General features: G+C 73.4%; 20 protein-coding genes. 5 read left to right on the forward strand and 15 right to left on the reverse strand.

Annotated elements, in window-relative coordinates:
* Nucleotides 1-42 precede the first annotated feature (42 nt).
* From D1648_RS16905 to D1648_RS16930, 6 genes are all read right to left on the reverse strand, one after another.
* Nucleotides 43-1152 carry an ImmA/IrrE family metallo-endopeptidase gene (locus tag D1648_RS16905; RefSeq protein ID WP_122943757.1) on the reverse strand — a complete coding sequence of 370 codons (1110 nt, stop codon included), beginning with the start codon at nucleotides 1150-1152 and terminating at the stop codon, nucleotides 43-45.
* Between the two features lie 29 nt (nucleotides 1153-1181).
* On the reverse strand, nucleotides 1182-1481 hold the full coding sequence (locus D1648_RS16910) for a type II toxin-antitoxin system RelE/ParE family toxin (protein ID WP_122943758.1): 300 nt from the start codon (nucleotides 1479-1481) through the stop codon (nucleotides 1182-1184).
* Between the two features lie 160 nt (nucleotides 1482-1641).
* On the reverse strand, nucleotides 1642-2415 hold the full coding sequence (locus D1648_RS16915) for an SDR family oxidoreductase (RefSeq protein WP_122943759.1): 774 nt from the start codon (nucleotides 2413-2415) through the stop codon (nucleotides 1642-1644).
* A 45-nt stretch (nucleotides 2416-2460) separates the two neighbouring features.
* Entirely contained in the window at nucleotides 2461-3948 is a 1488-nt protein-coding gene (locus D1648_RS16920) for an MFS transporter (RefSeq protein ID WP_122943760.1), read from the reverse strand.
* 55 nt (nucleotides 3949-4003) lie between these two features.
* Nucleotides 4004-4762, reverse strand: coding sequence for an IclR family transcriptional regulator (locus D1648_RS16925; protein WP_122943761.1), 759 nt, complete (start codon nucleotides 4760-4762; stop codon nucleotides 4004-4006).
* 31 nt (nucleotides 4763-4793) lie between these two features.
* Nucleotides 4794-5876 carry a D-2-hydroxyacid dehydrogenase gene (locus D1648_RS16930; protein ID WP_122943762.1) on the reverse strand — a complete coding sequence of 361 codons (1083 nt, stop codon included), beginning with the start codon at nucleotides 5874-5876 and terminating at the stop codon, nucleotides 4794-4796.
* Nucleotides 5877-5988: 112 nt separating this feature from the next.
* Here D1648_RS16930 and D1648_RS16935 point away from each other — a divergent pair, with 112 nt between their 5' ends.
* The 4 genes from D1648_RS16935 (at nucleotide 5989) to D1648_RS16950 (ending at nucleotide 8627) form a co-directional block, all read left to right on the forward strand.
* Nucleotides 5989-6936 (forward strand): NAD(P)-dependent oxidoreductase, encoded by a 948-nt coding sequence (locus D1648_RS16935; RefSeq protein WP_122943763.1) that lies wholly within the window; start codon nucleotides 5989-5991, stop codon nucleotides 6934-6936.
* A gap of 110 nt (nucleotides 6937-7046) precedes the next feature.
* Nucleotides 7047-7433, forward strand: coding sequence for an SIP domain-containing protein (locus D1648_RS16940; protein WP_122943764.1), 387 nt, complete (start codon nucleotides 7047-7049; stop codon nucleotides 7431-7433).
* A 103-nt stretch (nucleotides 7434-7536) separates the two neighbouring features.
* The gene (locus D1648_RS16945) at nucleotides 7537-7821 is read left to right on the forward strand and encodes an antibiotic biosynthesis monooxygenase (RefSeq protein WP_122943765.1); all 285 of its coding nucleotides are present in this window, start codon (nucleotides 7537-7539) and stop codon (nucleotides 7819-7821) included.
* Between the two features lie 56 nt (nucleotides 7822-7877).
* Nucleotides 7878-8627, forward strand: coding sequence for a CDP-alcohol phosphatidyltransferase family protein (locus D1648_RS16950; protein WP_241155558.1), 750 nt, complete (start codon nucleotides 7878-7880; stop codon nucleotides 8625-8627).
* Between the two features lie 319 nt (nucleotides 8628-8946).
* Here the strand turns inward: D1648_RS16950 and D1648_RS16955 are convergent, their stop codons facing one another.
* From D1648_RS16955 to D1648_RS16995, 9 genes are all read right to left on the reverse strand, one after another.
* On the reverse strand, nucleotides 8947-10329 hold the full coding sequence (locus D1648_RS16955; protein WP_122943766.1) for an acyl-CoA dehydrogenase family protein: 1383 nt from the start codon (nucleotides 10327-10329) through the stop codon (nucleotides 8947-8949).
* Nucleotides 10329-11546 (reverse strand): acetyl-CoA C-acetyltransferase, encoded by a 1218-nt coding sequence (locus tag D1648_RS16960; protein WP_122943767.1) that lies wholly within the window; start codon nucleotides 11544-11546, stop codon nucleotides 10329-10331. The genes D1648_RS16955 and D1648_RS16960 overlap by 1 nt, the downstream gene beginning before the upstream one ends.
* A 111-nt stretch (nucleotides 11547-11657) precedes the next feature.
* On the reverse strand, nucleotides 11658-12554 hold the full coding sequence (locus D1648_RS16965) for an ABC transporter permease (RefSeq protein WP_122943768.1): 897 nt from the start codon (nucleotides 12552-12554) through the stop codon (nucleotides 11658-11660).
* Nucleotides 12551-13810, reverse strand: coding sequence for an ABC transporter substrate-binding protein (locus D1648_RS16970; RefSeq protein WP_122943769.1), 1260 nt, complete (start codon nucleotides 13808-13810; stop codon nucleotides 12551-12553). Before D1648_RS16970 ends, D1648_RS16965 begins: the two co-directional genes overlap by 4 nt.
* Nucleotides 13807-14520 carry an ABC transporter ATP-binding protein gene (locus D1648_RS16975; RefSeq protein ID WP_122943770.1) on the reverse strand — a complete coding sequence of 238 codons (714 nt, stop codon included), beginning with the start codon at nucleotides 14518-14520 and terminating at the stop codon, nucleotides 13807-13809. Before D1648_RS16975 ends, D1648_RS16970 begins: the two co-directional genes overlap by 4 nt.
* Nucleotides 14517-15647, reverse strand: a complete 1131-nt coding sequence (locus D1648_RS16980) for an acyl-CoA/acyl-ACP dehydrogenase (protein ID WP_122943771.1) — start codon at nucleotides 15645-15647, stop codon at nucleotides 14517-14519. The genes D1648_RS16975 and D1648_RS16980 overlap by 4 nt, the downstream gene beginning before the upstream one ends.
* Nucleotides 15647-16201, reverse strand: coding sequence for a DUF4242 domain-containing protein (locus D1648_RS16985; protein WP_122943772.1), 555 nt, complete (start codon nucleotides 16199-16201; stop codon nucleotides 15647-15649). Before D1648_RS16985 ends, D1648_RS16980 begins: the two co-directional genes overlap by 1 nt.
* 120 nt (nucleotides 16202-16321) lie before the next feature.
* Nucleotides 16322-17176 (reverse strand): PRD domain-containing protein, encoded by an 855-nt coding sequence (locus D1648_RS16990; RefSeq protein WP_122943773.1) that lies wholly within the window; start codon nucleotides 17174-17176, stop codon nucleotides 16322-16324.
* Nucleotides 17177-17323: 147 nt separating this feature from the next.
* On the reverse strand, nucleotides 17324-19384 hold the full coding sequence (locus D1648_RS16995) for a glucose PTS transporter subunit IIA (protein ID WP_122943774.1): 2061 nt from the start codon (nucleotides 19382-19384) through the stop codon (nucleotides 17324-17326).
* Between the two features lie 241 nt (nucleotides 19385-19625).
* Between D1648_RS16995 and D1648_RS17000 the strand changes: the two genes are divergently transcribed.
* Nucleotides 19626-20168 carry a GNAT family N-acetyltransferase gene (locus tag D1648_RS17000; protein ID WP_122943775.1) on the forward strand — a complete coding sequence of 181 codons (543 nt, stop codon included), beginning with the start codon at nucleotides 19626-19628 and terminating at the stop codon, nucleotides 20166-20168.
* Nucleotides 20169-20268 lie beyond the last annotated feature (100 nt).

Here is a 20268-nt window from a genome sequence, read left to right on the forward strand (position 1 = left end):
GTGTTGAACCTTCCCGGAGGCTCGACACCGCCCCGACGAGGCTCACGAACCAGGCGCTGTCGGCAGTGCCGAGAGGGGCTGACCGTACGCGACGTCGATTTTCGTGAGGTCCACGGTCCGACGCAATGCGTGGCCCCATCCGTGGTCACCGGTGTCATGCTGCACACGGCCGAGCACGATCGACGGGGCCACACCAAGCGCTCCTGCCGCTCGCTCGACTGCTGCGAGATCACGGCGGCGCGGGAGCGACGCCGCCAGAGCCGGCGGGATCAGAGTGTCACTGCTGAAAGCATCCGCCTCTGCCTCCCACTGCGAGGAATCGGAATCGAGGAACAGCCCAGTCCTGCTGTGCAGGAGCACATGCCCCAGCTCATGGAAGAGCGTGAACCAGAGCTGATCATCGGACTTCCTCAGCGCCGAGAGCTGGATCAGCGGCACGCCGCTGAACCAGCGTGTGGCGCCATGCACGCCGACGCCAGGAATCGCCGGGGTCAGGTGTACGCGCACCCCGACCGTCCGCAGCATCCTCACGGCGGCCGGGATCGACGAGGTCGGCTCATCCTGGGTGCTCTCGCGCAGTTCGGGGAGCATCTTTCGAAGTGCGTCCTCGTCATACTCCGCGATCACGCCATCAGCCTCCGCCGCACGTTCACCGATTCGCAGCCAGGCCTCGAGCTTCGGAGCATGGTCGTGCGAACGGGCCTCTCGACGGTAGGCCACGTTGCCCTGCGACCACGTGGCGTCCAGAGCATCCATACTCGCAACCCCGAAGAATGCGAGGAGGTCACGAACGCTGCCGGCCCGGTCCCGCGCTCCACTGGCGATTATTCCGAGTTTCCGCAGTTCAGTGAGCGGGAAGGCCTTGGCGCGCTCGTACTGCGCGGCATACGCCTTCTCCTGACGCAACCGAGCCAGTGCATCGCGATACGCGCTCTCGTACTGGTTCCAGATGCGCGCGGGAACACCCGTCGTCGACTCGAGGGACAATGCGACGTCATGGGACAGCGCGGCTTTCCCGGAGATCAGCTCGCTCACATGCTTGCGGGAGACGCCCAGGCGGCGCGAGAGCTCTGCCTGATTGACATCGTGCTCCTCCAGCCACTCGTCGATGTACTCGCCCGTAGCTACAGCGAACCCCAGATCCGCGGTCATGGAGATCCTCCTTCCAGGGGCCTCGAGACTTACTTCCTGTGGTAGTCGACGATCTCGACGATGATCACGTCCACCTCGCCCTCTTCCACCTCGGCGACGACAAGCCGCCAGTTGGCTGACAGCCGTGCAGACCACTGACCAGTGCGGTCCGCCTGCAACCTCTCCCATCTGCCGGTGCCGAGAAGCAGGTCCTCCATCGATCGGGCCGCCACGAGCTCCTGAAGCCGGCGACGAAGCGTCTTCACGACCTTGATGTCGAAGCGGCGTTTCATCTGCTTCTCGTCCGTGCAGACCTTGCGCAGCTCCTCCGAGCCGTACCCGAGCCTCATCGATGATGTTACCTATCGTGTAACAGGAAGTCCATGGAGTCTGCCGGCCGTCACACCCGCAGCCGACAAGGCCGAGTATCTCCGATGCGTCCGACATGCGAGTCCGCGACAGCCCCGGATCAGCCTCACGCCATCCCGAAGCTCCTACGCCACCGACCCCTCACACCACCGCGGTCATCCCGCCGTCGACGTGGAGGGTCTGGCCGTTCACGAAGCGGCTCGCGTCGGAGGCGAGGAAGACCAGCGGGCCGACGAGGTCCTCGACGTCGCCCCAGTGCCCGTCGGGCGTGCGCCGCGCGACCCAGGCGGAGAACTCCTCGTCCTCGACCAGCGCCTTCGTGAGCTCGGTGGCGAAGTAGCCGGGGGCGAGGGTGTTGACCTGGATGCCGTGCGGGGCGAGGTCCGCGGCGAGGCCCTTGGTGAACATCGCGATCCCGCCCTTGGTCGCGCTGTAGGCGGCGATCGAGGGGCGCGCGAGCTGGGACTGGACCGAGCCGATCTGCACGATCTTCCCGCTGCCGCGCGCGATCATGCCGCGGGCGACGCGGCGGGCGCAGTAGAAGGCGGCCGAGAGGTTCGTCGCCAGCAGCGCGTCCCAGTCCTCGTCGGCGAACTCCGCGATCGGTGCCCGGCGCTGGATGCCGGCGTTGTTGACCAGCACGTCCGGGGTGCCGTGCGCGGCCTCGATCTCGCCGAGCGCTGCATCGACGGCGGCGGGGTCGGTGACGTCGAAGCCGGCCGAGAGCAGCTCCGCCCCCTGCCCGGCCTCGTCGGCGATCTCCTCGGCCGCGGCGGCCGCCCGCAGCGGGTCCCGGCCGTGGACGATCACGCGCGCCCCGGCTCGGGCGAGGCCCGTGGCCAGCGCGCGGCCGATGCCGCGGGTCGAGCCGGTCACCAGGGCGGTGCGGCCGGAGAGGTCGAACAGATCGGTCATGGAGGTGCTCCTTCTCAGGGACGGGGAGGGGTCTCCCCGAGGATCTCAGGCCCGCGCGGGGCTCGTCGGGGCCTGGCTCGACGGCGCCTGCCCGACCTCGGCGGGGACGACGGCCGCCTCGGCCTCGTAGGCGGAGTCCTGCTCCGTGGTGGACAGGCGGATCGCGTCCTCGGTGCGCAGCAGGTCGCGACCGCGGGTCTCGGGGACCAGGAAGGTCGAGGCGGTCGTGATCGCGGCGAGGGTCGCCATGTACAGGCCCAGCACGATCCAGTTGCCGTCGGTCCAGGCCATCAGCGAGGCGCCGAGGACACCGGCGAGGCCGCCGGCGAGCACGGCGGAGAGCTCGCGCGCCATCGCCACGCCGAGATAGCGGTGGCGGTTGCCGAAGAGCTCGGGGAGCATCGCGCACTGCGGGCCGAGCATCGAGTTCACGGCCACGCCGATGCCGACGGCGACCACGGCGATCGACAGGCCGGTGCTGCCCAGCGACAGCATCCACCAGGCCGGGAAGCTGTACAGCAGCATGAACACGGCGCCGAAGCGGTAGACGGGCACGCGGCCCACCTTGTCGGAGAGCGCACCGGTCAGCGGCACGGAGAAGACGCCGAGGAGGGAGCCGAGGGTCACGCCCCAGGCGACGGAGCCGCGGTCCAGGCCGATCGCCGCGGAGGTGACGAAGGCGAGGGAGACGGACTGGAAGAGGTAGGAGCCGCCGTTCTCGGCCATGCGCAGCCCGATCCCGACGACGACGCCGGGCAGGGCCTTGGTGAAGATGTCGCGCAGCGGCCGGGAGGCGGTCTGCTCGCGCTTCTCGAGGTGGACGAAGGTGGGGGTCTCCTCGAGCTTCGCGCGGATCCACAGGGCGATGAGGATCAGCACGAAGGAGGCCAGGAACGGGATGCGCCAGCCCCAGGCGAGGAACTGCTGCTCGGGCAGCAGCGACAGCGCGGAGAAGGCGACGCCGGCCAGGAGCGTGCCGGCCTGGATGCCGACGAAGGGCAGGGCGGCGAAGAAGCCGCGCCGCTTCACCGGGGCGTACTCGGCCATGAGCACGGTGGAGCCGGCCTGCTCGGCGCCGGCGCCGAAGCCCTGCGCGAGGCGCAGGATCACCAGCAGCACCGGGGCGAGCGCGCCGACCGACTCGTAGGTGGGCAGCACTCCGATGAGCATGCTCGAGCCGCCCATCAGCACGATCGTGGTGACGAGCACGAAGCGTCGGCCCACCCGGTCGCCGAGGAGGCCGAAAACGAGGCCGCCGACGGGGCGGGCCGCGAAGCCGACGCCGTAGATGCCGAAGGCGGCGACGAGCGCGATCGCGGGATCGGACTGGTCGAAGAACAGCCGGTCGAAGACCAGCGCGGTCATCAGGCCGTACATCGCGAAGTCGAAGTACTCCAGCGCGCTGCCGACGCTCGAGGAGAGCGTGGCCCGGCGCAGGTTCGCCTGGTACTCGAGGTCTGCGTCGGCGGCGACCGCGCCGGGCGGGGTCGTGTGGTCGGCGGCCGGACGCTCCGGGGACGGGGTGGTGCTCATGGGACATCTCCTTCGATGGCTCGCAGAGGGGGCCGACGGGCCCGAGGGGCCGGGCTCAGTCGGCGGGGCGGAGGAAGGGGTTGGTGAGCTGGGCGGCGACGCCGACGGCGGCGCGGCCGAGCCGCTCGAGGGTCTCCTCGTCGGCCTCGGCGGCGGGCAGTGCGACACCGAGGGCGAGGGGCGGGTCCGAGGGGCGCCAGGGCTCGAGCGGCACGCCCACTCCCCAGAGCCCGTCGAAGCCGTGGCCGGGGTCGATGGACCAGCCGCGCTCGCGGGTCTCGGCGATCTGGGTGCGGACCTGCTCTGCGGGCGGGATGTCGGGCGTCTCGGTGCGGGCGATGATCTCCTCGACGCGCGCGTCGTCGAGGCGGGAGAGCATCGCCAGGCCCACCCCGGTGGTGACGGCGAGCAGGCGCGAGCCGAGCGGGGTGCCGAGGCGGTGGGCGCGGCCCTCGTGTCGGGCGAGGTAGAGGGAGCTGGTCCCGTCGAGCATCCCGACCTGGACCACCTCCTCGCGCAGCACCGGGTCGGCCTCGACGACGCCGTAGAACTCGCGGATCTGGTTGAACTGGTGGGCGAAGGCGCCGCCGAGCTCGGCGGTGCGTCGGCCCAGGCGGTACCCGGTCTCGACGCGGCGGATCATCCCGCCCTCCTCGAGGACGGCGCAGACGTTCGAGGTCGAGGACTTCGCGGCGCCGAGGGCGCGGGAGAGGTCGGAGAGGGTCAGCGGCGCGCCGCCCGACTGCTCGAGCAGCTCGAGCACACGCAGGGCGCGGGTGACGGCGGGGGCGGGGTCGCGGGTCGGGTCGCTCATCGGTGATCGCTCCTCGGTGTCGTCTCGCGGCTCAGTAGAACTCGACGGTGTCGACGAGGTTCTCGAGCTCCTCGCCGTCCAGGAAGCGGCGGAGGTTCTCGACGAACTGCGCGACGATCCGCTCCTCCTCGCGGCTGTCGAGCGCTGCGGTGTGGGGGCTGATCAGCACGTTCGGGTGGTCCCAGAGGGGGCTCGAGGGCGTGAGCGGCTCGCGGGCGACGACGTCGAGGGCCGCGAAGCCGATCCGTCCGTCCTCGAGCGCTCCCTGCAGCGCCGTCTCGTCGACGACGGTGCCCCGGCCGACGTTGACGAGGATCGTGCCGGGGCGCACGGCGCCGAGCACCTCCTCGCCGACGAGGCCGGTGGTGGTGTCGGTGTCGGGCAGGGTCACGACGATCGCGTCGACATCGGCGGCGGCCGCGGCGAGGTCCTCGATCGGGACCAGCTCGTCGACGCCGTCGACCGGAGCGCCGGAGCGGGTGGTGCCGAGCACCGTCGCGCCGACGGCGTGGAACAGGGCCGCGCAGGCCCGGCCGATGCCGCCGAGGCCGACGACGAGCACGCGCATGGTGTCCAGCTGACGCATCTCCCAGCGGGGCGCCCACTCGTGCGCACGCTGGTGCTCCTGCAGGCGGGGCAGGGTCTTGGCCCCGGCGAGCACGCCGAGCAGGGCGAACTCGGCCAGCGGTCCGCCGTGGGCACCCGCACTGGTGGTGACGGCGATGCGCTCGAGCTGGTCGGCGTCCAGGTCCGCGGCACGCAGCTGGGAGCCGCCGCCGGCGGCCATGGTCATCACCCAGCGCAGGCGCGGGTTGGCCGCGGCGGTGCGGGCGAGCTGGGCGGGATCGACGTCGGGCAGGGAGAAGAGCACGTCGGCGCTGTCAACCAGCTGCTCGTAGCGGCGCTGCTGCTCGCCGGTGCGCTGGTGGGCGGGATCGCCCTCCCAGTCGGCGGGGAAGCGGCGGGGCCGGTAGAGCTCGTGGTCGCGGACCACCTCGACGCGGGGCTCGGCCTGCTCGATGCGGGCGCAGAGACGCTCGGGCAGGTCCACCGCGATCACGACGCGGGGGCGGGCGGCATCGGCGGGGGCCGGCTGCGCGGGGGTGGTCGTCATCGACGCTCCTTCGCTCGGACGGTGACGGTCTGCGGTGACTGCGGAGTGAGCGTACAGCAGATTCAGAGGAGTGAACAGCGTCCACTCCTGTGGACTGTCGTAGTCTGACGCCATGCGAACCGATGACGCTTCCTCGACTCCCGCCAGCCCTGCCACCCCCGCTCCCTCCACTGCCGAGGACGCGTCCGCGCGCCTGGGCGTGATCGGCCTGGGCTCGATGGGCGAGCCGATGGCCGGGCGCCTGCTGGCCGCGCGCGGCAGCCTCGTCGTCCACTCCCGCAGCCGCAGGCCGGCCCTGCTCGAGGCGGGCGCGACCTGGGCGGAGACCCCGCGCGAGCTCGCGGAGCAGGCCGACGCCGCCCTCGTGATGCTCCCGGACCTGCCTCAGCTCGCACCGATGCTCGAGGGACCCGACGGGCTGCTCGCAGCCGGCACGGAGCTGCTGCTCATGATCGGCTCGACGAGCTCCCCGCGCGGGATCCGCGAGCTCGCGGAGCGGCTCGAGCGCGAGTCCGAGGGCCTCGTCCGCCTCGTGGACGTGCCGGTCTCGGGCGGCGAGAGCGGCGCGAGGGCAGGGACGCTGTCGATCATGGCCGGCGGCGCCGAAGAGGACGTCGCCCGGGCGACGACGCTGCTCGCTCCCTGCGGGACGGCGCGGCACCTGGGCCCGCTCGGCGCGGGAGAGGTCGCGAAGGCCTGCAACCAGATGATCGTGGGCGCGACGATGATGGCCCTCGCCGAGGCGACGGTGCTCGCCGAGCGCAGCGGGATCGCGCCGGCGGCTCTGTTCGAGGTGCTCTCCGGCGGCTACGCGGGCTCGCGGCTGCTCGAGGACAAGCGGGAGAATCTCGTCGCGGGCGACTACTCCCCCGGCGGCATCGCCGCGTACATGACCAAGGACCTGGGCTTCGCCGCGGACGTCGCGGAGGACACGGAGAGCGCCCCCGCCCTGCTCGGTGCACTGCGCAGCGCCTACGACGAGCTGGTCGCGGCGGGCCTCGGCGAGGAGGACCTCTCCGTCGCGCGACGCTTCATCGCCGAGCGGCACGGCGCGGAGTGACCCGCTTCTCGAAGGTTAGGCAAGCCTTGCCTGATGCTCTGCTCGCGTCCTAGGGTGGCGGCTCCGGCATCCGCCGACCGTCCCCCGACCGCTGAGGAGCCCCCGTGCCCATGATCCCCCTGCGCCACCTGCTGATCGGCGATGAGCACGACCTCCCGCTGCTGAGCTCGCTGCTGCGCACCCTGCCGCCGGACACCGTGGGCGAGCTGGTGCTGGAGCTGCCCGACGAGCGTCGGCCCCTGCTGCCCACCCCTCCCGGGGTGACCACCCGCCATCTCGTGCTCGGCCGCGGCCGCCGCCGCGGGGATCGCGCCTGCGCGGCGCTCGAGGCCTGGACCGAGGAGTGGCTGCTGGACGAGCACCTCCGGGCGGACGCGCACGCCGTCTTCGTCGGCCTCACCCACAACCCGAAGGTCGCGGCGCTGTGCGACCGCCTCGCGGCGCAGCACCCGACCCTGCACATGCACCGCCCCAGCCGCGTCGGCTCCGTGCACTGACGAATATCGGACCGGCACCGCGCCGGGACCGAGGACCCGGCCCGGTCCCCGCACTCGCGGGAGGATCGGACGAACGCCCCTGACCCCGACACCGGAGGACTCCATGACCGTCGTGAAGATCAACCGCCTCGCCGTGCCCGCCGGGCAGCAGGCCGAGCTCGAGAAGCGCTTCGCCGCGCGCAAGCACTCCGTCGACGGGGCGCCCGGCTTCGAGGGCTTCGAGCTGCTGCGCCCGGTCGCGGGCGAGGAGCACTACTTCGTGCTCACCCGCTGGGCCGACGACGAGAGCTTCCGGGCCTGGGCGGACCAGCGCCAGAAGCGGGACCCCTCCACCACGGTCTCCCGCGCCGAGGGCATGCTCGAGTTCGAGGTCGTGGAGCTGGACTGAGCCTGCGGCTGGAGCGGGCGTCGGGGCGCCCCGACCTCTCCGGTATGTTCGCCGGCATGGCCGCGACACCGCCCGTCCCGGCCCCGTCCGGTCGACTGCGCCGGGTGGGGGTCGTCCTCGCGATGCTCGCCGCTGGGCAGCTGCTGGCCGGCGCGCTCGTGGTGCTGCTCGCCGAGCCTGCCTCGACCTTCCTCGCGCTCGGGGCGCTGCTCGCCGCGATCGCGCCGTGGGTCGTCGCCGCCGCGACGCTGCGCCCGCGCGCCCCTGGCCCGGTGACGGCCGCGGACGCCCTGACCCTGCTGCGCCACCTGGGCACGGGGGCTCTCGCGGCGGCGACGGTGCTGACCCTCGGCGGGGAGCTGGCCGCGCGGTCGTGGCCACTCGTGGTGCTGATCGGGGCGACCCTGGCCTCCGACGCCGTGGACGGCCCCGTCGCCCGGCGCACGGGGAGCGCCGGCCCCATCGGCGCCCGGCTCGACATGGAGGCCGACGCGGCACTGGTGACGGTGCTGTCGGTGCTCGCCGCGACGGTGGTGGGTCCGTGGGCGCTCGCGATCGGGCTGATGCGCTACGCCTTCGTCGCCGCCTCGCGGGTGCGGCCCGCGCTGCGGGAGCCGCTGGACTTCAGCCAGTTCCGGAGGTTCGTCGGCGGGGGCCAAGGGGTCGCGCTGCTGATCGCGCTGGTCCCCATCGTCCCTGCCCCGGCGGCGGCCGCGGTGGTCGCCCTCGCCCTCGCCCTGCTCGTGGTGTCTTTCGGGCGGGACGTGGTGCGCCTCGAGCGCGCGCAGCGGGCCGCAGTACGCTGAGGCCGACGGCAGCGCCGCCTGTCGTGCACCCGGAGACCTCGACCCGGTGCCGCACGGGCGGCGCCACGACGGGAGACCTCGCATGACGCTCCAGAATCCTCCGGCCGGCTACCCCGTGATGAGCGGGATCGTCCTGACGACCCTGATCACCGCGATCGTCCACCTCTCCCCGTGACCCTGCTGGTCGTCGAGGCGGGCCGCGCCCGGAGCACGGCCCGCTGAGCATGTCGTCCGCTCCGGCGCGACTGCACCGGAGCGCACGAGCGGCGGCGGAGCCCCCGCTCCGCCGCGCCCTGCCGATCTGTCTCGAACAGGCCGCTCACGCGAACGCGCTCACCCCGGTGATCGACCGGCCCACGATCAGCGACTGCATCGTGTCGGTGCCCTCGTAGGTGTGCAGGGCCTCGATGTCGCTGCGGTGGCGCACCACGCGGTTCTCGAGCAGGATCCCGGAGCCGCCCAGGAGGTCGCGGGCGTTCGAGGCGATCTCGCGGGCGGCGCGGGTGTTGTGCACCTTCGCGAGCGAGGCCTGCTCGGGCCGGATCGTCCCCGCCTCCTCCAGCTGGGCGAGCCGCAGGCAGTACAGCTGCATCGAGGTGAGGGTCTGCAGCATGTCCGCGAGCCGCACCTGGACGTGCTGGGCCTTGGCGAGCGGGCGGCCGAACTGGATGCGGGTGGTGGCGTGCTCGAGCGCGGCCTCGTAGCAGGCGGTGGCGTGGCCGAGCGCGCCCCAGGCCACGCCCGCGCGGGTCGCGAAGAGGACCTTCGAGGTGTCCTTGAAGGAGCGGGCGCCGGGCAGGCGCTGATCCAGCGGGACGCGCACGTCCTCGAGGGTGATGTGGGCCTGGTGGATGGCGCGCAGGGCGACCTTCCCGCGGATCACCTCGGCCTCGTAGCCGGGCAGGGACTGGTCCACGAGGAACCCGCTGACCTGGCCGTTCAGCGCCTCGTCGGAAGGGTCCTCGATCCGCGCCCACACCACGCTCAGGTGACAGCCCGCGCCGTTGCCGATCCAGCGCTTCTGACCGGTCAGCACCCACTCGTCGCCGTCGCGGCGGGCGACGGTCTCCAGCGAGACGGAGTCGGAGCCGTGGTCGGGCTCGGTGAGGGCGAAGGCGGCGTGCTCGGCGCCGGTCGCGAGCGGCTCGGCCCAGCGCTGCTTCTGCTCCGCCGAGCCCAGCAGCATGATCGAGCGCAGCGCGAGCCCGCCCTGCACGCCGACCATGGTGCCGACGCTCCCGTCGATGCGGGAGAGCTCCATGTTCACCAGGCCCGCCCCGAGCGGGGAGAGGGTGCGGTGGCCGGGCACGTCCAGGCCGTCGGTGAGCAGGTCGAGCTCGCCGAGGCGGGCGATCAGCTCGATCGGGTACTCGCCGCGGTCCCACCAGTCGTTGATGCGCGGGAGCACCTCGTCGGCGAGCGAGCGGGCGTCGGCCCAGGCCTTCAGGTCCTCGCCGGCGACGTCCTGGAACAGGGCGAGATGGTCCGCGGCGGCGGGCAGGAGGGCCTCCGGGGTCGCGGCGCTCGCGTCGGGGGCGGAGACGACGGCGTGGTCGGTCACCACGGAGTCGATGCGGTCGCGCTCCTCGTGGTCGCCGGGGTTGCCGCCCAGGGAGATGTGGCCGGGCACCGGGGCGTCCCAGCTGCTGGGGCCACGGCCGGTGTCGGGGGTGCTGCCGGTGGTGGTGTCGTTGCTGGTCATCACTTGATCCTCTCGATGATGAGGGCCATGCCCTGGCCGCCGCCGACGCACAGGGTCGCCAGGCCGTAGCGGCCGTCGCGCTCGGCGAGACCGTTCAGGAGCGTGGTGGTGAGTCGCGCACCGGTGGAGCCCCAGGGGTGGCCGAGCGCGATCGCGCCGCCGTGGACGTTGAGCTTGTCGTGGGGGATGCCGAGGTCCTCCGCGGAGGGGAGCACCTGGGCGGCGAAGGCCTCGTTGAGCTCGACGAGGTCGATGTCGGCGATGGTCAGTCCCGCGAGGTCGAGGGCGCGGCGCGTCGCCTCGACCGGGCCGAGTCCCATGATCTCGGGGCTGAGGCCGGAGACGCCGGTGGCGACGACGCGGGCGAGCGGGGTGATGCCCAGCTCCTCGGCATACTCCGCTTCCATGATGACGAGCGCGGCGGCGCCGTCGTTCAGGGGGCAGCAGTTGCCGGCGGTGACGGTCCCCTCGGGGCGGAAGACGGGGTCGAGCCCGGCGACGGCCTCGTAGGTGACGCCGGCGCGCGGGGAGTCGTCGGTGTCGACGACGCTGCCGTCGGCCAGGGTGATCGGGGCGATCTCGCGGGCGAAGAAGCCGGAATCGCGCGCGGCCTCGGCGCGGTTCTGGGAGGCGACGGCGAACTCGTCCTGCGCCTGCCGGGTCACGCCGCGCAGCTCGGCGACGTTCTCGGCGGTCTGGCCCATGGCGATGTAGGCGTCGGGCAGCTCGCCGTCCTCGCGCGGGTCGTGCCAGGGGGCGGGGATCTCGCGGGTGGCGCGCTTCTCGGTGCGCTCCCAGGCGGCCTGGAACTCCGGATCCCGGGCGTCCTCCTCCATGAGCTTGCCGGTGCTCGTCGAGATCGACTCGACGCCGGCGGAGATCACGGCGCGCGCCTCACCGGAGACGATCGCGTGGAAGGCGGCGCGGGTGGTCTGGATCGAGGAGGCGCAGAAGCGGGTGACGGTCGCGCCGGGCACGGCGTCCAGGCCCAGCTTCACGGCGACCGTGCGGGCGAGGTTCCCGCCCTGCTGGCCCTCGGGGATCGCGCAGCCGAGCTGCAGGTCGTCGATCGTGGCGGGGTCGAGCTGCGGGACCTGGTCGAGGGCGGCGCGGATGGTCTGCGCGGCGAGGTCGTCGGGCCGGACGTCCTTCAGCGAGCCCTTGCGGGCCCTGCCGATCGGCGAACGGGTGGCGGCGACGATGACGGCTTCGGGCACGGGTCCTCCTGTGACGGCGGTGTCTGCGGGGCGCAGACCGTCAGGGCCCGCGCTCACTCGTTAGTGATACTACGGGTTGCAGGTACCTCGGGGGAAGTCGGGCCCGCCTACTCAGCCCCGACGCGGTGTGAGCAGCAGTCGTGCGAGCAGGTCGATCGCGGCGCCGAGCACGCCGATCACGAGGATCACCACCAGCATCTCGTCGTAGGCGAGGCGGTCGCGGGCGTTGAGGATCTCGTAGCCCAGCCCGCTGGTCACTCCCAGCATCTCGGCGGGCACGAGCACCACCCAGGCGATGCCGAGGGCGAGCCTGATCGACTGCAGCACGGCAGGCCGCACCGACGGGACGAGCACCGTGCGCAGCATCTCGCGCCGGTTCGCGCCGAGGGTGTGGGCGACGGCGACGTAGCGCGGGTCGATCGCGGCGACCGCCGACGCGGTGCCCAGCAGGATCGGCCAGATCGCCGCGGCCGCGACGAGGAAGACCACCGGCGCCGAGCCCACGCCGAGCAGCGCGACGGCCACCGGCGCCCAGGACAGCGGCGAGATCATGCGCACGAACTGGACGGGCAGCGCACTCGCCCAGCGGGTGGGGCGATGGAGCCCGATGAGCACGCCGACGGGGATGCCGAGCGCGGCCGCGATCCCCATGCCGAGCAGGAGCCTCAGGGTGCTGGTGACGAGGTCCTGGACGAGAACGCCCGTGGCGAGGAGGGAGGCGAGCGCCCCGGGCACGCCGAGGGGGTTCAGCGCCGCGAGCATGGGGCTGCCTGCGCCGCCGACGGCGGTGAGGGCCCACCAGGCCAGCCCCGCTGCGAGGACGCCGAGGGCTCCCCAGGCCAGGGCCGGACCGCGCTGCGCACGTGCGCCGGGACGACGCCCGGGGCGTCGCGACGGCCCGTCGGCACCGCGGCCCGTCGGATCCCCGGGACGCGCTTCGGCGGCGGCGTCCCGAACCACAGGACGGTCGGGGTCCTCGGAGTCGAGATCGGCGGGGGCAAGGCTCATGGGTCGATCTCCTCGGGGTCGTCGAGGCCGGTCAGGGAGCCCGGGTCCAGACGCCGGGCGGCCTCGCGCAGGGCGGTGTCGTCGACGACGAGGTCGTGGGCGGTCTCGGGGTCGAGCTCGGCGAGCGCTCCGAGCGGGGCGTCGAGCACGGTGGTGCGCATCTCGCGGACGAGCCGGGCGGTGAATCCGGGGCGCAGCACGGGCGTGAAGTCGAGGGTCTCCCCGCGCCAGTCGGGATGGGCGACGTGCGCGCGCCCGGCGTCCTCGCGGTGCATGGCCGCGGCGATCGCGGCGGGCGGCTGGGGGAGGTAGCTGCCGGCGAGCTCGGCGGCGACGCCTTCGCGGTCTTCGCGGCAGGCGATCTGCGCGCGCACGAGGGCCTCCGCGACGCCGGCGACCTGCTCGGCCGGACGGTGCAGGAGGGCCCCGGAGGCGACGGTGACGCAGCAGGGATGGGAGCGCCACACGTCGCCGAGGAAGCGGCCGATGGTGCCCGCGCCCGTCGTCTCGCCCATCGCGTTGAAGGGGTCTGCCACGGTGTAGCCGCTGATGGAGCCGGCGTCCAGCGCCGGGATCATGTCCGAGGGCGCCATCGGCACCAGGGTCACCTCGCCGCGGTCTCGGGAGGCGGTGCGACGCACGACGGGGGTGAGGCCCTCGGCGCGCAGCATCTGCTGGACGATGATGTTGTGGATCGAGAACCAGGCGGGCACGGCGAGGGTGCTCCCGGCGAGCGCGCCGAGCTCGGGCACGTCCCGACCGAGGGTGACGGCGGAGCCGTCGACATGGTTGGCGCCGAGCACGGTGATGTCGGCCCCGAGGTCCAGGCGCATCTGCAGCGCCATCGGGAACAGCAGGTGGACGAGGTCGACGCTCCCGGCCAGCAGGGCCTCGCCCATCGTGGCCCAGGAGCGCAGCCGCACGGGCTCGGCCACCTCGACCCCGGCCTCGGCGAAGAGGCCGCGGGAGTGGGCGATCAGCAGCGGCGCGGCGTCGGTGATGGGGAGATAGGCGATCCGCAGCGGGCGACGCGCGGAGGAGTCCGCTCCGCCTGATCCGGAGCCGCCCGGCCCGACACCGCCCTGCCCGGCCCCGCCCTGCCCGCTCCCGCTCGCGGGGACCTCGCCGCGTGCGCCCAGGCCGATCCCCGCACCGGCGAGGCCGGAGAGCGCGAGCGCTCCCCCGCCGCCGAGGACGGCGCGTCGGCTCGGGCCCCTCGCACCCGGGACCGGGTGCGGGGAGCGCCGAGGGGTCATCGGCTCGCTCCGGCGACGGCGCCGCGCCGGTAATGGGCGAGCATCTCCTCACGTGTGGTGCCGTCCTCGCGCGGGGACCAGTCGGCGGTGATCCCGCGCGCCCCGTCGAGGTAGACGATGCGGTCGGCGACCACGAGCGCCTCGTCGACGTCGTGGGTGACCAGCACCGCCGAGATCCGCACGTGGGTGAGCACGTCGCGCAGCCAGGTCTGCAGGTCGGCGCGGATCGCGGGGTCCAGGGCGGAGAAGGGCTCGTCGAGCAGGACCACGGTGGGGTCGACGGCGAGCGCCCGACCGAGGGCGACGCGCTGGGCCTGCCCGCCGGAGAGCTCGGACGGCAGGGCGCCTGCGAGCTGGGCGATGCCGAGGTCGGCCAGCAGCTCGGGGACCCGCTCGGGGCGGAAGCGGCCGGCGTTGGCGGCGTAGCGGCCGCCGAGGGCGATGTTCTCGGCGACGGTGAGCCAGGGGAAGAGGTCGGGGGACTGCGGGACCAGGGCCGGCAGTCGGGGGTCCGCCCCGCGGTCGATGCGCCCGGACTGCGGCTGGTCGAGGTCGGCCAGCAGGCGCACCAGGGTCGACTTCCCGGCCCCCGAGGCGCCGAGCACGCACAGGACCTCGTGCTCGACGACCTCGAGGTCCAGGTCCTGGAGCACGGGGCCGGCGCCGCCGGGATAGCGGTGCGTGACCCCGTGGAGCGCGAGGCTGCTCATGCGGGACCGTCCCCCGGTGCCTGGACGCCGGCCCGGGACAGCAGGTGGCGCAGGTGGGTCTCGGTCGGGGACTGGACGGGCAGGAACGCCGCCTCCCGGGCGCGGCGCGAGGTGTCGGAGGCGAGCGCGTAGCCGCGGCCGCCGACGATCTTCTGCTCGAGCCGGGTGGCGCGCCCGGTGAGCAGCGCGGCTGCGAGCCGCACCCGCACCAGCTCTGCCGGATGCACTGCGTCGGCCTGATGCGCTGCGGAGGCCGCGCGTACTCCTCTCGAGAGCGCCTCGCGCAGCTCGCGCCACTCCGCGGCGGCCGCGGCGAGCTCCTCGGCGAGGACCTCTCGGGCCGCATCGTCGGCCCCGGCCTCGGCCGCGTCCAGCGCCGCCCCGGCGAGCCCGAGGCACATGGCAGTCTGGATCTGCAGGAACGCGGCGCGGACGTCGTCGCGGAAGGCGGGCAGGTCACGGGTGAGGACGTCCTGCTCGGGGATCTGCACGCCGTCCAGCAGCAGCACGCCGGAGGCGGTGGCGTCCAGCGCCGTGAGCCCGGTGAGCGCCTTGACCCGCACTCCGTCGGCGTCGCGCCGGTGGCGGACGACGGCACGTCGGCCGTCCTCCCAGCGGACGGGGGTGACGACCCAGCCGCCCTGGCGGAGGTTCGAGCACCACGGCAGCACGCCGGAGACGGCGATCGCGCCGTCCGGGGCGTCGGTGGCCAGCAGAGGGATCTCGCCGAGGCCCGCCTCCTCCTTGAAGGCGGGGGCCATGCCGGAGGCGAGGGCGACGGAGCCGTCGGCGGCGCCGTCCGGCAGCGGGGTGCCGGTCGCCTCGTGGTACGCGATCGCCGAGCGGTGGCCCCACAGCGCGAAGGCGCTCGCGGTGCAGCGCCGGGCGAGGGCGTGGGTGAGCTCCGCGGCCAGCGGCAGCGGCGCGGCGAGGAGGTCGAGCTCCCCGAGCGCGGCCAGCCCCTCCCAGAGGTCCGCCTCGGCCCGGTCGACCGCCCCGGCCCGCTCGGCGACGCGGGCGAGCACGCTCTCCGCCGTCGCGGGAGGCTCGGCGAGACCGAGCCCGGCGCGGGCGGCGGGGACCGTGCCGGCCGCGGGCACGCCGCTGCGGGCGGAGGTGGTGGTCATCAGGCGCCCGTGGTGTCGAGCTCGATCGCGCCGAGCGCCCAGATGCGGTCGATCGGGGTGGAGACCGCCTCGCGGGCGCGCACCACGGCGTCCTCGTCTGGCGCGTCGTAGAAGCACAGGCACTTGGCGGTGTCCTCGCGCACATAGGTGCGCAGGAAGCTGGTCTCGGGGACCTGCGCGTACTTCGGTGCGTTCGCCTTCTTGCGGGCGAGGTACTGATCCATCGTGATCTCGGCGGGGATGTCCCACTCCACGAGGTAGCCGGCGCCGCGGCGCAGGGCCTTGATCTCCTCGAGCTCGGCGCCGACCAGGCGCACCTCGTCGGGTCCCTGGACCTCGTCGGCGACCGCGCGCACGGCCTCGCCGACGGCGGCCGCGGCCTTCGCGGACCCGGCCTCGACCACCGTGAACAGGCGCGAGTGATCGGCGGCGACCTGCGACTCGATGATCTCCGCGGGGTCCCCGCCGTCGGCGCCGAGGAGGGCGTCGAGCACGGCCTGGCTGCCCTCGCGGGTGGCGGAGGAGGGCACGATCTCCAGCAGGTACAGCGACATGAAGGCACCTTTCGTCGTCCGCTCCGATTCCACGACGGAACGAAGCATCGCTTATGTCGGCCCATAGCATGGCACAGGGTCGAGGGCACTGTCGTCCCCCGCGGTCACGGACGGTCCGGCTCAGGGCCGGTCCGCGGTCTGGGCCTCGGTCGCCATCCGCGCCACGTGCAGCGCGAGATAGGAGATCTCGTCGTAGGAGAGGCCCTCCCCCATCCGCAGCTGCACGATCACGGCGAGCTGCTCGGCGGTGCGGGTCGCCTCGGGATAGGCCTCGCGGATGGTGCGGCTGATGAGGGACTGCTCCCCGGAGAGCTGTCGGTGCTGCTGGATGCGCACGAACATGTAGCGCACGTGGGTGATGAACCGGGCCGCGGCCATGGAGTTGCGGTCCAGCGCGATCCCGAAGCGCTCCCCCACGATCGCGAGCATCTGCTGGATGACGCCGGTCATCGTGTAGGTGAAGGAGAGGTCGCCGGTGGAGAAGCCGGCGCCCACCAGGTGCAGGGCGAGCGCGGTCGCCTCGTGCGCGGGCAGGCGCGGCTCGACGAGGCGGTTCATCTCCTCCAGCAGGCGTCGGGCGCGGTCGTGCTCCTGGGGATAGAGGGTCTGGACCTCGGCGCGCAGCGGGTACTCGATCTCGATCCCGCGGCGCAGCCGGTCCAGCGCCCCGGAGACGTGGTCGGCGACGGCAATGGCGAGGGTGGGGCGGTCGGACTCGCCGTGCTCGATCCCGGCCTCGCGAAGCGCGATCACGACGGCGCGCAGCACCTCCTGGTCGATCATCGCGAAGGCCTCGGCGAGGTGGTCGGGGTCGCGGCCGTCGGCCGGGACGAAGACCTGCACGATCTTCGCGGGGTCGACCTCCTGGCCCACCTGGGCGCGGAAGCCGATGCCGCGTCCGGTGAGGATGACCCCGCGCCCCGTGTCGTCGCGGGAGAGCACCACGTTGTTGTTCAGGACCCGCAGCACACGCATCGGCTCCGCACCCTCCTGTCGTTCCTGCTGGGACGCCTCCGTCCTCCCGCACGGAGCCGGCCGCGGGGCGGCGCGGTCCGTGCGCTCCGTCGGCCCGGGGCGCGCCCTCCCTGCTCGGAGGGTACGCGCACCGGGCCGACGGGCCGCTCAGCGGCGGGCGGTGAGCGCCGTGTCCCCGGCGACGACCTCGCCGGAGGGGGCGGGCTCGACGGCGGCGAAGGTCGCAGTGTTCGGCACGGTCACGAGCGTGATCGGGTCGACGCCGGCCTCGCGGATCGCCTCGAGGTCGACCACGGCCAGGAGATCGCCGGCCGCGACCCGCTGCCCCTGCCCGACGCGCACGTCGAAGCCGGTGCCCTGCATGGTCACGGTGTCGATGCCGACGTGCACCAGCACCTCGGCGCCGCCGTCGGTCACCAGGCCGAAGGCGTGCCCGGTGGGGGCGACGCTGGCGAGCAGCCCGTCGGCCGGGGCGAGGATGCGCCCGTCGGCCGGGACGATGCCCACTCCTTCGCCGAGCGCCCGGGAGGCGAAGACGGGATCGGGGACCTCGTCGAGGCCGACGAGCCGGCCCGCGACGGGAGCGGCCACGACGACCTGGTCGGTGGCGGTGGGGGCAGCAGCGGCGGCGGGGGCAGCAGCGGCGGCGGGGGCAGCAGGGGCAGCGGCGGGGGCGGTCTCATGAGCAGGCGCGGCCTCGGCCTCGGCGGCGTCACGGGCGGCATCGGCCTCCGCGCGCTGCTCGGCGGTGCGGTAGTCCGAGACGTACACCAGGACCATCGCGACGACGAACGCGACGGCGATCGCGATGACGTAGGTGAGCATCGGGTCGAACACCGGGATGGTCAGCAGCGAGGTGAACGCGAAGACACCGGTGTTCACACCGCCGAGCAGGCCGACGATCAGACCGCCCGCGAGGCAGCCCACCAGCATGCGCGGGTAGATCCGCTTGAAGCGCAGGTGGATGCCGTACAGGGACGGCTCGGAGATGCCGCCGAACAGGCCTGCGGCGAGCGCACCGGTCGCGGTCTGGCGCATCTCGGTCTCGCGGTGGCGGATCGAGAGCAGCAGCACGCCGGCGGTGGCGCCGAAGCAGGCGAAGTTCCACGCGCCCATGGGGCCCTGGATGAAGTCGTAGCCGAGGGCATTGATGTTCTGGAGCATGAGCGCGTTCAGCGGCCAGTGCAGGCCCAGCGGCACCAGGAACGGGTACAGCAGCGGGATGAGGATCGCGAAGACGAGCGGCGCGTTGCCGTTCAGCCAGGCCAGGCCCGCGCCGAGCCCGTTGCCCGCCCAGATGCCGAGCGGGCCGATGCCGAACGCGGTCACCGGGATCATCACCAGCATCGCGAGGAAGGGGACGAACACCAGCTGCACGTTGGCGGGGAACACCTTCTGCAGCCCCTTGTAGACGAGGGCGAGCAGCGCCGCCATCAGCAGCGGCACGAACACCTGGCCGCCGTAGTCGTTCAGCTGCATGGGCAGGCCGAACACGGTCGCCACGCACTGCTGGGTCCCCAGCAGCTCGTTGGTGGTGCAGGTGACGCCGGGGGCGGTGCCGTCCAGCAGGCCGATGTAGTCCGGGGTCATCACGGCGGCCATCACGGCAGCGCCGACCCAGCCGTCGATCTGGAGCTTCTTGGCCGCGTTGTAGGCGACCATGATCGGCAGGAAGTACAGCACCGAGCGCCACATGGCGTCGACGAACACCCAGGTCGCGGACTTGTCCTCGGCGCGGAAGTCGATCATGCCGAGGGCGTCGAGCACCGAGGCGATCGCGATGATGAGGGAGGCGCCCAGCAGCACGCCCATGAGGGGGCGGAAGGAGTCCGAGAGGTACTCGAAGAAGCTGTCGAGCCAGGACCACCTCCCGCGGCCCTTCGCGCGGATCTCGGCCTTGACCTCGGCGTCGGTCTTCGCCCGGGGCGTGCCGCCGTCGGCCATGGCGGGCAGGTTCATGATCTGGGAGTAGACCCCCGCGACCGCACCGCCGATGACGACCTGGAAGCGGTCGCCGGACTGGGGGACCGTGCCCATCACCTCGGGCAGGGCGTCCAGGGACTCGCGGTCCACCCGGGCGCCGTCGTGCAGCTGGAAGCGCAGCCGGGTCGCGCAGTGGGTGAGGCTCTCGATGTTCTCGGGTCCGCCGACGCCGCGGAGGATCTTCTCGGCGGTCGAGGTGGCGGTCCCTGGGGAGGAGCTGCTCATGCGGCGCCCTCGCCCCCTTTCGTGGTCTGGTCCGGCTCGACGAGGGGCACGGACCCGCGTGCGGGCAACAAAAAAGACCCGGGGCCCTGCCGGGTGCGTGAGGGCGCACGGCATGGTCCCAGGTCTTGCTCCCCCGCCGGGACGGGGGATGACAATCCGGTGAACGCTGAGTTCGCGATGGACCTTAGCAGGATCCGGACGGAGCGCAAGGGGACCTTCGGCCCCCACTACCCTCGCGGGCATGTCCGCGCCCCGCCCTGCAGCCCCGGCCTCCGTCTCCGGATCCGCCTTCACGGTCGACGTCCCGACGCTGGCCGACGTCCCGGCGCTCGCCCGCGTCCACGTCCGCGGCTGGGAGGTCGCCTACGGGCACGTCCTGTCCGGCGAGGAGTGGTTCGGCCAGCCCGCGATCGAGCGACGCATCGAGCAGTGGACCCGCTGGCTGACCCCGGGCGCCCCCGAGGCCGACGAGGGCGCCTTCCGAGCGGGCCGCGACGGCGACGGCACCCCCGTCGGCCTCGCCGCTTCCTGGCCGCCGCGGGATGCGGAGCCGGTGCGGGAGCGGGAGCTGTCGGTGCTCTACGTCGAGGCCGCCTGGCACGGCACGGGGATGGCGCAGGCTCTGGTCGAGTCGTTGATCGGCGAGGAGCCGGCGAGCCTGTGGGTCGCCGAGGACAACGCACGTGCCCAGCGTTTCTACGCGAAGCTCGGCTTCGCGCCCGACGGGGCCCGGCACGTCGATCCGCGGTGGCCCGCGCTGCCGGACATCCGCATGGTGCGGTGAGCCGGCGCCCGCCTCCGGTCGCGCCTCGTCCCGCCGAGGATCCACCTGCAGGCTGACCCTCTCGCCCTCCTCGGCGGACGCGCCCGGAGGGCCTGCGACG

Source organism: Brachybacterium sp. EE-P12 (assembly GCF_003711805.1).
GTDB lineage: Bacteria > Actinomycetota > Actinomycetes > Actinomycetales > Dermabacteraceae > Brachybacterium.

Bases quoted from the DNA above. Each gene is read 5' to 3' on its own strand.
- D1648_RS16940 (WP_122943764.1), top strand. From the start codon at position 7,047: ATGATCCCCCTGCGCCACCTGCTGATCGGCGATGAGCACGACCTCCCG.
- D1648_RS16945 (WP_122943765.1), top strand. From the start codon at position 7,537: ATGACCGTCGTGAAGATCAACCGCCTCGCCGTGCCCGCCGGGCAGCAG.
- D1648_RS16990 (WP_122943773.1), bottom strand. From the start codon at position 17,176: ATGCGTGTGCTGCGGGTCCTGAACAACAACGTGGTGCTCTCCCGCGAC.
- D1648_RS16980 (WP_122943771.1), bottom strand. From the start codon at position 15,647: ATGACCACCACCTCCGCCCGCAGCGGCGTGCCCGCGGCCGGCACGGTC.
- D1648_RS16970 (WP_122943769.1), bottom strand. From the start codon at position 13,810: ATGACCCCTCGGCGCTCCCCGCACCCGGTCCCGGGTGCGAGGGGCCCG.
- D1648_RS16930 (WP_122943762.1), bottom strand. From the start codon at position 5,876: ATGACGACCACCCCCGCGCAGCCGGCCCCCGCCGATGCCGCCCGCCCC.
- D1648_RS16975 (WP_122943770.1), bottom strand. From the start codon at position 14,520: ATGAGCAGCCTCGCGCTCCACGGGGTCACGCACCGCTATCCCGGCGGC.
- D1648_RS16905 (WP_122943757.1), bottom strand. From the start codon at position 1,152: ATGACCGCGGATCTGGGGTTCGCTGTAGCTACGGGCGAGTACATCGAC.
- D1648_RS16920 (WP_122943760.1), bottom strand. From the start codon at position 3,948: ATGAGCACCACCCCGTCCCCGGAGCGTCCGGCCGCCGACCACACGACC.
- D1648_RS16995 (WP_122943774.1), bottom strand. From the start codon at position 19,384: ATGAGCAGCTCCTCCCCAGGGACCGCCACCTCGACCGCCGAGAAGATC.
- D1648_RS16950 (WP_241155558.1), top strand. From the start codon at position 7,878: ATGGCCGCGACACCGCCCGTCCCGGCCCCGTCCGGTCGACTGCGCCGG.
- D1648_RS16935 (WP_122943763.1), top strand. From the start codon at position 5,989: ATGCGAACCGATGACGCTTCCTCGACTCCCGCCAGCCCTGCCACCCCC.
- D1648_RS16915 (WP_122943759.1), bottom strand. From the start codon at position 2,415: ATGACCGATCTGTTCGACCTCTCCGGCCGCACCGCCCTGGTGACCGGC.
- D1648_RS16965 (WP_122943768.1), bottom strand. From the start codon at position 12,554: ATGAGCCTTGCCCCCGCCGATCTCGACTCCGAGGACCCCGACCGTCCT.
- D1648_RS16925 (WP_122943761.1), bottom strand. From the start codon at position 4,762: ATGAGCGACCCGACCCGCGACCCCGCCCCCGCCGTCACCCGCGCCCTG.
- D1648_RS17000 (WP_122943775.1), top strand. From the start codon at position 19,626: ATGTCCGCGCCCCGCCCTGCAGCCCCGGCCTCCGTCTCCGGATCCGCC.
- D1648_RS16985 (WP_122943772.1), bottom strand. From the start codon at position 16,201: ATGTCGCTGTACCTGCTGGAGATCGTGCCCTCCTCCGCCACCCGCGAG.
- D1648_RS16910 (WP_122943758.1), bottom strand. From the start codon at position 1,481: ATGAGGCTCGGGTACGGCTCGGAGGAGCTGCGCAAGGTCTGCACGGAC.
- D1648_RS16955 (WP_122943766.1), bottom strand. From the start codon at position 10,329: ATGACCAGCAACGACACCACCACCGGCAGCACCCCCGACACCGGCCGT.